The organism is Weizmannia sp. FSL K6-0777, from assembly GCF_038593185.1.
Lineage (GTDB): Bacteria > Bacillota > Bacilli > Bacillales > Bacillaceae_C > Weizmannia > Weizmannia faecalis.
Genome location: NZ_CP151971.1, coordinates 2,641,869 through 2,655,480, shown reverse-complemented (window position 1 = coordinate 2,655,480; position 13,612 = coordinate 2,641,869). Strand labels below are relative to the sequence as shown.

Sequence of the window (13,612 nt, the reverse complement as noted above, 5' to 3'; positions counted from 1 at the left end):
GTTACATTAATACCCGTGGAGGTGATAACGATGGCAAACAACAACAACTTCAATAAGGCTGCCAAAGGAAATTTTGGTTCTGAATTTGCCAGCGAAACGAATGCGCAGGAAGTAAGAAAGCAAAACGCGAAGTCTGCTTCCGGCCAAGGTTCTTTCGGTTCTGAATTCGCAAGCGAAACGAACGCACAGGAAGTAAGAAAACAAAACCAGAAAGCTGAAGCGAAAAAATCGCAAAACGCCGGACAATTTGGCCAGCAATAACCGATAGAAAGAGGTTTCCCGAACGGGGGCCTCTTTTTTCTTTCTATGGCTGCGGTGTTCGACAAAAGAAGTCAAAGGATTTTGCCCTCCCATCGAGAATATGTGTAAATGAAAAGTTCAATTCATCCTTTAGGGGGTAAAAAACTTTGATGGAAGAATTTAATCGGCTTGTCGCACAGCAAATGGTCACGATGGATAGGCTGCTGTTTTTGCAATCGGAAATGGAGAGATGCAACGAAGTGAAAAGCGAACTATTGAAGTTGCAGGAAGAAACAATGGCGGAAGATATCCTTGATGAAATCGGCCGAATGAATAAAGAATTGCAGGAAATTGAAAAAGTTTTTGAATCGCAGACGGTTGAACTGATCCGAGTTTACCACAGTTCAAAAATTTGCACATAAACAATCCTATTTCAAATAGGATTGTTTAGTTTTAATCGCGTTCAGAAACCGTTATAATAGATAGAAAACAGATCGATTGATTACATAAGTTTTATTCCGGCACATAGTGGGCACAGGTTTACATATAAACAATCATGAAAGTGGGCATGAGATGATGGGAATCCCGGCAGAAGGTGATAAAATCCAAATTCAAAGCTATAAGCATAACGGCCATATTCACCGGATATGGGAAGAAACAACCGTTTTGAAGGGCACGAAAAGCCTGGTGATCGGGGGAAACGACCGGACTTTGGTAACCGAATCGGACGGCAGGACATGGATTACGAGAGAACCTGCAATTTGCTACTTCCATGCCGACCACTGGTTCAATATTATCGGCATGATCCGTGAAGACGGCGTCTACTACTATTGTAACTTGGGGTCGCCGTTTGTTTACGACAGTGAAGCGTTAAAATATATTGATTATGATCTCGACATCAAAGTCTATCCGGATATGACGTTTACTTTGCTGGATGAGGATGAATATGAATACCATCGCAAAAAAATGGGCTATCCCGATGTCATCGACCATATTTTAAAGCGAAACGTGGACATTCTCATTCACTGGATCCGGCAGCGGAAGGGACCGTTCAGCCCCGATTTTATTGATATTTGGTACGAACGCTACCTGACCTATTTGCGTTAAGCAAACCGCCTGTTGAACGCCAACAGGTTTTTTGTATGCGTAAATTTGAAAAATAAGGGAAATAAATGGTGCGTTTTGTTTGCTTTAGGAGGTGCAGCGCATGGGTAGTGTGAAAAGATACATGAAATTTGTAAAGCCGTATTGGTTTCAAATCGTTGCGACGATCATCATCGGGATCATCAAGTTTACGATCCCACTTTTAATCCCCCTTTTGATTAAATATGTGATCGATGATATTATCGGCAACCACGGGCTTTCACCGGACGAGAAGCTGCATAAGCTTGTTTGGGTGATGTCTTTTATGCTTGCCATTTTTGTTATCGTCCGGCCACCCGTTGAATATTACCGGCAATATTTTGCGCAGTGGACGGCAAGTAAAATATTGTATGATATCCGCGACCGCTTTTTTACCCATCTTCAAAAATTGAGTTTCCGGTTTTATGCCAACACGCGCGGAGGGGAAGTCATTTCCCGGGTGATGAATGATGTCGAGCAGACGAAAGATTTTGTTATTACGGGGCTGATGAACGTCTGGCTCGATATGACAACGGTTCTGATTGCGATTGTCATGATGTTTATGATGGATGCCCGGCTGACTTTAATTTCACTCGCCGTTTTTCCATTTTATATTTTTTCGGTCAAATATTTTTTTGGCAATTTGCGTTTTTTGACGAGGAAACGGTCGCAAGCGCTCGCAGAGGTGCAGGGCTATCTTCATGAGCGGGTGCAAGGCATGGCTGTTATTAAAAGTTTTGCCATTGAAGACCATGAGCAAAAGCAGTTTGACAAGCATAACCACAATTTTCTGGAAAAAGCATTGGCACACACAAGCTGGACAGCTAAATCGTTTGCAGTTGTGAATACCATTACCGATATCGCGCCGCTTTTCATTATTTTTGTATCCGGCTATCTCGTGATTAAAGGCAGCCTTACTGTCGGCACGCTCGCAGCGTTTATCGCTTATATTGATAATTTATACAGTCCACTCAGAAGGCTCGTCAATTCCGGCACGACGCTGACGCAGGCGTTCGCTTCAATGGACCGGGTGTTTGAACTGCTGGATGAAAAATATGACATTGATGACCGGCCGGACGCGGTGGAGTGCAGGAATGTACGCGGCAATATCCGGTTTGATGGCGTCGAATTTCGGTATGATGATGAAAAAGAGCCGGTGCTGAAAAATATCAATCTTGAGATCAGGGCAGGGGAGACGGTTGCCTTTGTCGGGATGAGCGGGGGCGGCAAGTCTTCCCTTGTGAGCCTCATCCCCCGGTTTTATGATGTGACAAAAGGGGCCGTTTATCTGGACGGCCAGGATATCCGCACGTTTAAAGTGCGAAGCCTGCGCGATAAAATCGGGATGGTGCTGCAGGACAATATTTTGTTTAGCGAGTCGGTGAAATCCAATATTTTGCTCGGCAATCCGCAGGCGACGGACGAGGAAGTCGTACAGGCGGCAAAAGCAGCGAACGCCCATGAGTTTATTATGAATCTTGCCGACGGATATGAAACAACGGTGGGCGAGCGGGGTGTTAAATTGTCCGGGGGGCAGAAGCAGCGGATTGCGATTGCGCGTGTATTTTTGAAAAACCCGCCGATTTTAATCCTTGACGAAGCGACATCCGCGCTTGATTTAGAAAGCGAGCATTTGATTCAGGAAGCCATTGAAAAACTGGCGCGCAACAGGACGACCTTGATCGTTGCCCACAGGCTGTCCACCATTACCCACGCAGACCGCATTGTTTTAATTGAAAACGGAGAGATCAAAGAAACCGGCACCCACGAACAATTAATGGCAAAACAAGGGCTCTATTACAACCTATTCCAAATCCAACAACTGGATGATTAGAAAAGCGGAGGCGACTGTACAGCGGCGTACGGATTTTGTAGTCTTCGACCGAGATAAAGGAAACACGATGAGCCGATAGGCGAATCGATGCCCGCTTATCGAAAGGAGAAGACGTAAAAATCCGCTAGCCGCTAGGAGCCGGAGCTGGACAAAGAAAAGCGGAGGGCGCTCGCTCGTCGGCAAAAAATGGAGGAGATCCCGTTTAAAAACGCGGGGCCTCCGTTTTTTTGTCAGGAAATGAAACAAAATTTCTTTTATAAATATAATAATAAAAATATGTTGAAATATTGTTTCAAAGTGCATATAATAGTATCAAAGGAGGGATGCATGATTGCTTGGATTTTCAATATACTTGAATGAAGACTGGTCAGAAGAGAAGGAAGCCTGCATTCACCGAATGGCAGCAATTGGAATGGAAGGGATATTTACATCCTTACAGCTACCGGAAGATGACCCGTCCCAATACCGGAAAAGGCTTGCTCCGCTCTTGGAGGCTGCAAAACGGAACGGGATGAAAGTCATGATCGACATCTCTGGAAACGTGCTCCACCATATCGGACTGTCCATTGATGATCCTGCACGCATTATTGAAAGCGGTATCAATGGCCTGCGCATCGATGCCGGTGTCAGCTGGGAACAGGTTGCCCGCCTGTCGAACACGATGACGGTCGGATTAAACGCCAGCACATTAACGGAACAGGATTATGAGCAGCTGAAACAGCACGGCGCTAATTTCAGACGGCTTGAGGCCTGGCATAATTATTATCCGAGGCCCGGAACCGGACTGGATGAAAATTGGTTTTACGAAAAAAACAAATGGCTGAAAAGCAAAGGATTCAGCATTACGGCATTTGCGCCCGGCGATGGAAAGCTACGATTTCCTTTATACGAATCCCTGCCGACATTAGAAATCCACCGCCATCAAAATCCGCTGGCAGCCATCTGCTCGCTGTTAAGGGATTATGCGGTTGACCATGCTTATATCGGGGATCCGGGGTTAACGCCGCAATCCCGCAGCCAGATCGGGGAATTTTTTTGCCATGATACCATACTGCTTCATGCAACGGCTGCAGATCCGAAATGGCGCCCGTATATTTTTAAAAACCACCGGAACCGGATGGATGTGGCAAGGGACGCGATCCGCAGCGAGCAGTCGAGAACATGCAACCAAAAGGACGATATCGAGCCCGAAAACAACATTCCCCGCAACAAAGGCAGCATTACGCTCGACAATAACCTGTACGCAAGATACAAAGGGGAATTGCAAATCACAAAGCGGAACCTGCCTGCCGATGCGAAAGTAAACGTCATCGGGCAGATTGCCGGCCGCGACTTGCCGCTCCTTGATTTTATTGGTTCGGGTACACGGTTTAAAATGACGGACAATGAAGGTGAAAACGAATGGACTTAGAAAAACTCGCCACAGAACAGCGCAACGAAAAGACAATGAATCTCGATACGTTGTCCACAAAGGAAATTTTGCAATTGATGAACGAGGAAGACCAAACGGTTCCAATCCGTGTAGGGAAAGAACTAGCACAAATCGAAAAAGTGGTAAAAGCCGTTATCCGTTCTTTTAACAAGGGTGGACGCTTGATCTATTGCGGAGCAGGCACAAGCGGGCGGCTCGGCGTTCTCGATGCTGTCGAATGCGTGCCGACATTCAGTGCGGACCCGTCCATGGTGCAGGGGCTGATCGCAGGCGGCCCTGCGGCCATGACCGTTGCCGTTGAAGGGGCGGAGGATTCGAAAGAGATGGGGGAAGAAGATTTAAAGCACATCCATTTATCAGAAAAGGATACAGTCATCGGCATTGCGGCAAGCGGCAGAACACCGTATGTGATTGGCGCGCTGGACTACGCGAAAAAAGCCGGTGCTGTGGCGGCGTCGCTTTCCTGTAACAAAAATGCTGAAATTAGCCGGCATGCCGATATTCCGATCGAAGTGGAAACCGGCCCTGAAGTGTTGACGGGATCAACCCGGCTAAAAGCGGGCACCGCCCAGAAACTCGTATTGAATATGATTTCAACTGCTGCAATGGTTGGAATTGGAAAAGTATACGGAAATTTAATGGTGGATGTCAAACCGACAAACGCAAAACTGGTGGAGAGATCGAAATCGATTATTATGCAGGCTTCCGGATGCAGCTATGAAGCAGCTGAACAGGCTTTTTACGCAGCCGGCAAAAATGTGAAGCTGGCCATTGTCATGTTGTTAACCCATCTTTCCAAGGAAGAGGCAGAGGAGAAAATGGCACAGGCAAATGGTTTTATTAGAAAAATCGTTTAAACCGGGGGATGAAAAAAATGACCGAAACGAAAGAACAACGACTGGCAAGGGAAATTTACGAAAATGTCGGCGGCATGGGAAATGTCGAAAAGATCATCCATTGCATGACAAGAGTCCGGCTTACCATAGCGGATTACAGTAAAGTCAATATCGAAGGCCTGAAAGCGGTTGACGGCGTGCTCGGCGTCGTGGAGGATGAAACGCTCCAGGTCGTGCTTGGCCCCGGCATTGTCAACAAAGTCGCCAATCTCATGGTGCAAGAGGCCGGTGTAAAACTAGGGGAAAATTTTCCGAAGTCAACGGTTCATAAAGATGCCGGACGGTCAAACCGCGAAATGGCGGAAGCCAAAGCGGCCGAAGTAAAGGCAAGGGAAAAGGCGAAACATAAAAGTAACGGTTTCAAAAGGGCTTTAAAATCGATTTCCAATATATTTGTACCGCTTATTCCGGCTTTTGTCGGCGCCGGGATTATCGGCGGGGTTGCTGCCATTTTCCAAAATATCATGGCTGCGGACTCCTCAGCCCTCAGCCAGAACTGGGTGTCCGTTATTACGACATTAAACATTATTAAAAACGGATTGTATCTCTATTTGGTCATTTATGTCGGAATTAATAGTGCAAATGAGTTCGGGGCGACACCGGGCCTTGGCGGGGTCATCGGGGCTGTGACGATGTTAACCGGCATGGATCCGAAAAATCCGCTTCCGAATATTTTTAACGGAGATGCCCTTTCCCCTTTACAAGGCGGGATCATCGGTGTTATTTTTGCAGTATGGATTTTAGCGCTTGTTGAAAAAAGGCTGCATAAAATTGTTCCAAATGCTGTGGATATCATTGTGACGCCAACAATTGCATTATTAGTTATCGGACTTTTTACTATTTTCATCGTCATGCCGGTTGCAGGCGCGGTATCAGGCGCTCTTGTTGGCTCGATCACGTGGGTGTTGAAAGTCGGCGGCGCTTTTTCAGGATTTATACTGGGGCTTTTCTTCCTGCCGATGGTCATGTTCGGCCTGCACCAGATCCTCACCCCGATCCATATTGAAATGATCAATAAGACAGGGATGACACCGCTGTTGCCGATCCTTGCAATGGCAGGCGCAGGGCAGGTCGGCGCGGCGATTGCTTTGTGGATCAGGTGCCGGAAAAATAAAAAACTCGTGCAGTTGATTAAAGGGGCATTGCCGGTTGGCATTATGGGCATTGGCGAACCGTTAATTTACGGTGTGACTTTGCCGCTTGGGCGCCCATTTATTACCGCGTGTATCGGCGGCGGCATCGGCGGGGCAGTGATCGCGGGCATCGGTAATATCGGCGCGATCGCAATCGGCACAAGCGGGATTGATTTAATTCCGTTGATTGCGCACGGACGCTGGCTCGGTTATATCGCCGGGTTGGTAGCCGGTTATATTGGGGGCTTCGTTGCCACTTATTTCTTCGGTATTCCGAAAGATGCGATGAAGGAGACCGACGCAGATCGTGAGTGATGGAATTGGATGAGAATATTATTCTGCAAATTAAATCCAAATTAACCAGTCTGTCAAAATCAGAAAAAAAGCTCGGCGAGTATATTCTCAGCCATGCTGTGGAAACGGTCAATGACAATACAAGCGAACTTGCGAAAAAAGCAGGTGTCAGCCCGGCCACCGTTGTGCGTTTTTGCCGGTCGATCGGGCTGTCCGGCTTTTCACAATTAAAAATCAGATTGTATGCGGATGCCTCCGGGGGGCTGGATCGGGAAATTTATACGGATATCACACCGAATGAAGATATTGCCATGATTGCTGATAAGTTGGCTTTGCGGTTTAATCAGTCGATCACACAAACCGCAAATCTTCTTGAGACCAGCTGCATTGAAAAGATAACGGCCATGGTGGATAAAAGCCCGGCCATATACGTATACGGAATTGGCGCCTCCCATGTGGCAGCTGAAGACTTCACGCATAAGTTTTCAAGAATTGGCAAGCCGGTGGTCCACACGCTGGATCACCATCTGCTCGGTTCTTCTTTGATCAACGCCTCCAAAGACTGTATGTTTGTGGCGATTTCAAATTCAGGCGAAACCAATGAAGCTATCAAGCTGACGCAGATTGCCAAACAGAACGGGCTTTTTACAGTGGGCATCACACAAAAACGGGACAGTACGCTTGCCAGTATCGTGGATGCGCCTTTGATCCACCATGGCGGGGAAGCGGTCCTGCTGAGAAGCGCAGCAACCACATCCCTGGCTGCACAACTGTTCACGATTGATGTTTTGTACTTCGCCTATGTTGCAAAGCATTACCATGAAATCATGGGCCGCTTAAAAAACTCAAAAATCAATATCCAGACTTTTTTCCGCAAAGAAAACAACTAAAAACCGGCCATAAGCCCGGCGTGAAAAGCGCAGCAAATAAAGCGGCCGTTTCGAAAAGCGGAAAATCTTTACTAAAAGTGCAAAATCTAAGGCGCACCGGCTCGGGATGAAAACAGGGCCGTGCATCCAATAGGGGACGGCTGGCCTGCCGTCCCCTATTGGTCTTCCAATTCGTCAAGATTGAGTTCTGATTGTTCGTGGTGATAGGTTTGGGACACGGTGATCAATTTTTCCAGATGTTCAAGCTCTTCCTGGTAATCCACAAGCAGCGCCAGCAAGTTCATCACGTGATAGGACTGGAGATCAGCGCGGAAAGTCTCATCTTTTAAGTTCTGCAGAAAAATGTCCATCAGCTCATTCCGCTGTTTGTCAGCCGTATCGCATTTTTGCGCATGGGCTTTGACTTTTCCGAGAAACATGAGCAGCAATTTTTCATGTTCGTTCACAAGGTATTCCATTTGTTCCTGCAGCATGCTCCGGAATGTTTCTGGCAGCCCGGCAATATCCGCTTTGTACTGGTGCAGCCGTTTTAAAATAATATAGCTTAAATTCAAAATGGCCACCATTTCTTTATACAGCACCACTTTCCGCTGCCGCTCGATCCTGTTGCTTTTCCCGTAGATTTTTTCCTCTTTAAATAAAGTGTACAGCTGCTCTACTTTGTACACCCGCTCTTTAATGTCGGGAAGTTCTTCTTTTAAAAGCTGGTAATCGGCTTCCTGGCGCGCTGCAATCCGGATGAATTTGAGCAGTTCTTCTGTCACATGGGTGAGACGGACATACAGCCGGGCCTCGTATTTCGGCGGCAGGAAAATCAAATTCACAAGAAACGAGCTGAAAATCCCGATAAACAATGTCGCAAAGCGGATGCCGGCCGTCTGCAGAAAATTGTCACTTGGCGTTTCCATAATGACAATCATGGTTACAAGCGCGAGGCCGACCGTATCATCGAGCTTCAGTTTCAACATTAAAATGATGATCAACACAGACCCGAGACCGACGACTAAAAAATGGTTGCCAAAGGCCATGACAAAAATGACCGCGAGCAAAGCGCCGATCAGATTGCCCTGGACCTGATCGATAATGGACCGGTAAGACCGGTATATCGTAGGTTTAATCGCAAAAGTGGCAGCGATCCCGGCAAACACCGGGGACGGCATTTTTAATAATTGCGCGATAAACAACGCAATCGTAATGGCAATTCCTGTTTTGACAATGCGGGCTCCAACCCTCATATTGGCAATTCCTTTCTTCCTTGCAAAGATATTTACATGATATGTTCCAAAAGGCTGCACTAAACTATTTCCGTCCAAAAATTTTTTTAAACCGGCAGACCCTTTGATTTTGTCATTATAACATGTTTGCCGGAAGACGTGCGTGGGATAAGACCGGAGAATTTGTCCTAATTTTGCTCGGCACGGAATATACATGAGGTAAATGAATCCAAAATGCGCGTATGAAGAGGGGAAACGATGTTGTGGCTGATTGAAAAGTATGTGCTTAGTATGGCTGCGCTCAGGCTGATCTCAGGAATGATCGAAATTTCCGCGGCCATTTTGATGCTCAAATACAATCAAGTGGAAAAAGCGCTTCTCATCAACAGTTCTCTTGCTATTGTCGGGCCTGTTGTTTTAATTACGACAACGGCGATCGGGGTGATCGGAATTTCCGATAAAATCTCGTTTGCCAAAATGCTGTGGATTCTGGCCGGGGTTGGCTGCATTTTGTACGGGATTAAAAGCAACGGGTAAGCTTTGTGAAAAGAAAGCGGATTAGGGCTGGAGTGAGCAACCGGCCGGCTTGTTGGGGGATGGTAATGCCGGGTTACAGTAGGGATCTCGGTTTGCCGTGGGGGATCTCCGCAATCGAAAGCCCCGTTTTGTCATGAAGGCCGTAAACCCCTATGCCTTTAGGCCGGAACCTGTTGCATCCACTGGCAGCGTAATGAGGGAGGAACCCGGCAGCTCCCTGTTTTTCAAACCCTTTAAGCAGCACCCCTTTTTATTGCGGGCAAGTGCCGATCGTTTGCTTTATTTAAGCAGATGCCGGATTTCGCCGCCTTCCATCAGGTTGACATGGATTTCTTTCAATGCCGTTTCCTTGACCGTCTCCATCATCTTTTCCCCGGATCCGTCTTTTTCGATCACAGCCCGGTTTCCGGTTTGGTTCAGCACCCAGAACGTATACTGCAGCTTCGGATGGCTTTCGGGGAAACTGAAAATCAAAGCATAATAAATGTCAAATCCGCTGTCAAAAAATTGCATCACACCGCGAATATAATTCTGCTCGTCTATCTTTTGCGACAAAGAGACCCTGTAACCTTGCTGCACCCCGATCTTTTCGATTTCCTCCAAAATGTATTCCATAAATAATTTCACGTTTTTTCCTCCTTGCGTAACAGGTAACCATATCCTTCCCGTAATGGGCTGCAGTATTCGTTTGGGCAAAAGAATAAAATGTTTGCTTCCGGATAATCTAACAGAGCAAAAATTGAAATCCGGGGAGGATATTATGGCAAGCAAACAACCTTCTGTAATGACAGTGGCAGCAATCGGCTCCATTCCATTAATTATGACGCTTGGCAATTCGATGCTGATTCCTGTCCTGCCGAAAATGCAGTCTGAACTTCACTTGACTTCCTTTCAGGCAAGCTTGACGATCTCCGTTTTCTCCATTGTGGCGGCCGTGTTCATCCCGGTGCTCGGCTATCTTTCCGACCGCTTTTCCCGGAAAGCCGTAATTTTGCCGGCATTGTTTTTATACGGGGCAGGCGGCATTCTGGCGGGAATCGCAGCCGCTTTGTTTTCCCATGCTTTCGCCTGGATCCTGGCAGGCCGCACGCTTCAGGGAATCGGGGCAGCCGGTACAGCACCAATCGCCATGGCCCTCACTGGGGATCTGTTTAAAGGCGATAAAGAAAGCCGGGTGCTCGGCCTTGTGGAAGCCTCAAACGGGTTTGGAAAAGTGCTGTCTCCGATATTAGGGGCACTGATCGCATTGCTCGTATGGTACGGCACGTTTTTTGCTTTTCCGGTAGTGGTCGCTGTCTCCATTTTTTTAACATGGGTCTTTATTAAAGAAAAACCAAAAAAGAAAGAACCACCTGGGCTCGGGAAATATGTAAAAGGACTTGCCGGTGTGTTTAAAGACGACGGGCGGTGGCTATGCACTGCTTATCTTGCAGGCGCGACATGCTTGTTTACCCTTTTTGGTATTCTTTTTTTCCTATCCAATGTGTTGGAAAAAAGTTATAAAATTGACGGTGTGATGAAAGGGCTGATTCTGGCGATTCCGCTGCTTGTCATGTGTACCACATCTTATATTACCGGCAGCAAAATCGGGAAAAACCAGCGCTTGATGAAAAAACTGATTGTCACGGGCTTCTGCCTGATGACCCTTTCTTACGCGCTTCTTACGTTTTTCAGAGGGCTTTTTCTGTTTATTCCGGTCCTTGCCATTGGCAGCCTCGGCACCGGGTTGATTTTGCCGTGTGTCAACAGCTTTATTACGAATGCCGTTGGAAAAGAAAAACGGGGATTTGTCACGTCACTGTACGGATCTGTCCGGTTTCTCGGGGTGGCTGTCGGGCCGCCGGTGTTCGGGAGGCTGATGGCGTGGTCGCGGCCGGGGATGTTTATCTCGATTGCCTGCTTTACATTTGCAGTCGGGTTACTGTCGTTATTATTGATCCGCCCGCAGACTGAAAAAGGCTCATCCGGCGGGGAAGAAAAAAAGAAAAGAAGCCGGCGCACCATTTTGGAACCGGCGGGCGGCAGATAACCGGATTTTTTTCCGGGTGCTGGCAATTTTTTCGATTGAGAGGATGGAGAGCGCGGTTTGTGCGTGAATTGCCGGCACCGGTCCTGGCCCGTTTATTTTTTTCGCCAGCCTAACGGAAGAAAGGGAAGCTTTAAGTAAATGGCTTGGAAGGAAAATTGATAAATCCAGGCGACAATTCTGGTTGACACATATTGGCAAATGACGGCCTGTACGACAATTTCCCAGTCGATCACATACGCCGTCAGAATAAAAATGAGCCCGTTGATGATAAAAAGGGGGGTAGCCGGGTTGACGCTCCTGTATTTGGAAATAATGAGGGCAACAATGCCGATCCCGCCGTTGGAAACACCCTGCCGGAGCAGAATGCCGATGCCGATGCCGAGCAATACGGAGCCGCAGGCAAGATCAAGCCATTCGTTATGGAATGGCGTGTCCCATAAAAACCCGGAAAGATTGACTGAAACGGATGTAACTGTAATCCCGAGGAGCGTGCCCATTGCACTGGCAGCACTTAAAAAATACACGGCGAACACAAGCATGGAGGAGTTCAGCATCCAAAGCGCAATGCTGAGGGGGACGTGGAACCAGTGGTGGAAGAGCACTGTAAGCCCCCCGGCACCGCCTGACGGGATGGCATTCGGGAATAAGAATACACCCATTGAGTAGCCTTGAATGGCAGCCCCGGCAATAATGATCAACAATTTTTTTACATTCCGGCTGTGTGGCTTTTTCAAGAAAATCATCCCTCAACTGAATGAGAATGCCTTACAATTTACTATATGCTTGTACAATCGGGCACATGCCGGTCTTTCAAGAAAGTGCGGGGGGATGCGCGAAGAAGCTTATCCGCTGCCAATGAAAAGTACATTTTAGTAAAAAACCCCCGTATATGGAGGGGGATTCTCCTGTGAGCTAAAGCCGCCTCTCTTTTACAGGCGGGCGCGGTTTGCGACCATTCATGCGGCCGGGGCCTCTTCTGAAATGGGCGGGAAGTCCGGCGCTTGGGCAACACGGCCGCAGCCGGGCTCATGTGTTATGATGCCGTGCCGGACCGGGATTTAGCCGTTTATAAGCACGCTGAACTCTCCAGGCCGATCGGTCCAACCGGTACCGGCTTTTTATGAGGCTGCTAAAAATGCGGCAACAGACAGGGAGTGGCGCGGATCATAGCGGATCATAAAGCGCCATCCCCAGGTTTAGTGGGTGCCGGGCAGGGGATAAACAGAACAGCTGTCTGAAAAACTGTTCGCTTGTTTTGGTGGTGCCTGCACGGGGCCGACCATAATCCGGTTCCGGATTTTGTTGACAAGGGCGGCAAAAGATTCACGGTCTCTTTGCCGCGGCCTTGGCAGTTTCACCGGGACGTCTTCGGAAATGACGCCGTCCGACAGCAGGACGACCCTGTCGGCTAAAGCCACGGCTTCTTCCACATCATGGGTCACAAGCAGGGCGGTAAAACTGTTTAATCTGCGGATTTCTTCGATCAGATTTTGCATTTCCAGCCGGGTCAATGCATCGAGGGCGCCGAGCGGTTCGTCCAGCAACAGCAGTTCCGGCTGATGCATAAGCGCGCGTGCCAGCGCCACCCGCTGTTTCTGTCCGCCGGATAATTTGCCCGGCCACTCATCGGTATAGTTTTCAAGCCCGACATGTTTTAATACTTCGATTGCTTCCTTTTTGTGATCGCCATCCAGACCGAGGACAACATTGTCGATCACCCGCTTCCACGGCAACAGTCGCCCGTCCTGGAAGACCATGCACGATTTGCTGTTCAGATTTCCGAGCGGTTTCCCGTCGATCAGAATCCGCCCGTCGCTCGGCTTTTCCAGGCCGGACAGGAGCCGCAAAAGCGTGCTTTTTCCGCACCCGCTTTTCCCGACAATGGCGATAAACTCCCCCCTCTTGACCGATAATGTAATATTTTTCAAAACGTCCCTGTTTCCGTAGCGCTTTTCTAAATGGTCGAATTGCAGGAAGCTCTCCATATTTAT

14 protein-coding genes are annotated in these 13,612 nt (G+C 48.0%); 10 read left to right on the top strand and 4 right to left on the bottom strand.

The annotated features are described in order from the left end of the window. Positions 1-30 precede the first annotated feature (30 nt). From NST70_RS12825 to NST70_RS12790, 8 genes are all read left to right on the top strand, one after another. The gene (locus tag NST70_RS12825) at positions 31-261 is read left to right on the top strand and encodes a gamma-type small acid-soluble spore protein (RefSeq protein ID WP_035189998.1); all 231 of its coding nucleotides are present in this window, start codon (positions 31-33) and stop codon (positions 259-261) included. 146 nt (positions 262-407) lie between these two features. Beyond that, on the top strand, positions 408-662 hold the full coding sequence (locus NST70_RS12820; RefSeq protein ID WP_179234589.1) for a YgaB family protein: 255 nt from the start codon (positions 408-410) through the stop codon (positions 660-662). A gap of 154 nt (positions 663-816) precedes the next feature. Beyond that, positions 817-1,347 (top strand): DUF402 domain-containing protein, encoded by a 531-nt coding sequence (locus tag NST70_RS12815; RefSeq protein ID WP_014097372.1) that lies wholly within the window; start codon positions 817-819, stop codon positions 1,345-1,347. A 100-nt stretch (positions 1,348-1,447) separates the two neighbouring features. Further along, the gene (locus tag NST70_RS12810; RefSeq protein ID WP_014097373.1) at positions 1,448-3,196 is read left to right on the top strand and encodes an ABC transporter ATP-binding protein; all 1,749 of its coding nucleotides are present in this window, start codon (positions 1,448-1,450) and stop codon (positions 3,194-3,196) included. Positions 3,197-3,527: 331 nt separating this feature from the next. Next, complete coding sequence (locus NST70_RS12805; RefSeq protein ID WP_035183885.1) at positions 3,528-4,607, top strand: MupG family TIM beta-alpha barrel fold protein; 1,080 nt, start codon at positions 3,528-3,530, stop codon at positions 4,605-4,607. Then, a complete protein-coding gene (murQ, locus tag NST70_RS12800) occupies positions 4,598-5,485 on the top strand; it encodes an N-acetylmuramic acid 6-phosphate etherase (RefSeq protein WP_179234587.1) in 888 nt (295 codons plus the stop codon). The genes NST70_RS12805 and murQ overlap by 10 nt, the downstream gene beginning before the upstream one ends. A gap of 17 nt (positions 5,486-5,502) precedes the next feature. Beyond that, complete coding sequence (locus NST70_RS12795) at positions 5,503-6,972, top strand: PTS transporter subunit EIIC (protein ID WP_035189993.1); 1,470 nt, start codon at positions 5,503-5,505, stop codon at positions 6,970-6,972. Beyond that, complete coding sequence (locus tag NST70_RS12790; protein WP_035183891.1) at positions 6,972-7,841, top strand: MurR/RpiR family transcriptional regulator; 870 nt, start codon at positions 6,972-6,974, stop codon at positions 7,839-7,841. Before NST70_RS12795 ends, NST70_RS12790 begins: the two co-directional genes overlap by 1 nt. A gap of 155 nt (positions 7,842-7,996) precedes the next feature. Here NST70_RS12790 and NST70_RS12785 read toward each other — a convergent pair whose 3' ends face one another. After that, positions 7,997-9,076 (bottom strand): aromatic acid exporter family protein, encoded by a 1,080-nt coding sequence (locus tag NST70_RS12785; RefSeq protein WP_014097378.1) that lies wholly within the window; start codon positions 9,074-9,076, stop codon positions 7,997-7,999. A 237-nt stretch (positions 9,077-9,313) separates the two neighbouring features. Here NST70_RS12785 and NST70_RS12780 point away from each other — a divergent pair, with 237 nt between their 5' ends. Then, a complete protein-coding gene (locus NST70_RS12780; RefSeq protein WP_014097379.1) occupies positions 9,314-9,592 on the top strand; it encodes a YqhV family protein in 279 nt (92 codons plus the stop codon). Positions 9,593-9,871: 279 nt separating this feature from the next. On the opposite strand, the gene NST70_RS12775 is transcribed toward NST70_RS12780, so the two are convergent. Further along, positions 9,872-10,219 carry a hypothetical protein gene (locus tag NST70_RS12775; RefSeq protein ID WP_230090475.1) on the bottom strand — a complete coding sequence of 116 codons (348 nt, stop codon included), beginning with the start codon at positions 10,217-10,219 and terminating at the stop codon, positions 9,872-9,874. A gap of 130 nt (positions 10,220-10,349) precedes the next feature. On the opposite strand from NST70_RS12775, the gene NST70_RS12770 reads away from it, so the two are divergent. Then, positions 10,350-11,621: an MFS transporter gene (locus NST70_RS12770; RefSeq protein ID WP_342476222.1), complete on the top strand. Its 1,272-nt coding sequence runs from the start codon at positions 10,350-10,352 to the stop codon at positions 11,619-11,621. A gap of 92 nt (positions 11,622-11,713) precedes the next feature. Here the strand turns inward: NST70_RS12770 and NST70_RS12765 are convergent, their stop codons facing one another. Next, entirely contained in the window at positions 11,714-12,355 is a 642-nt protein-coding gene (locus NST70_RS12765) for a YitT family protein (protein ID WP_342475223.1), read from the bottom strand. A gap of 462 nt (positions 12,356-12,817) precedes the next feature. Further along, complete coding sequence (locus NST70_RS12760; protein ID WP_342475222.1) at positions 12,818-13,606, bottom strand: ATP-binding cassette domain-containing protein; 789 nt, start codon at positions 13,604-13,606, stop codon at positions 12,818-12,820. Between the last annotated feature and the right edge of the window lie 6 nt (positions 13,607-13,612).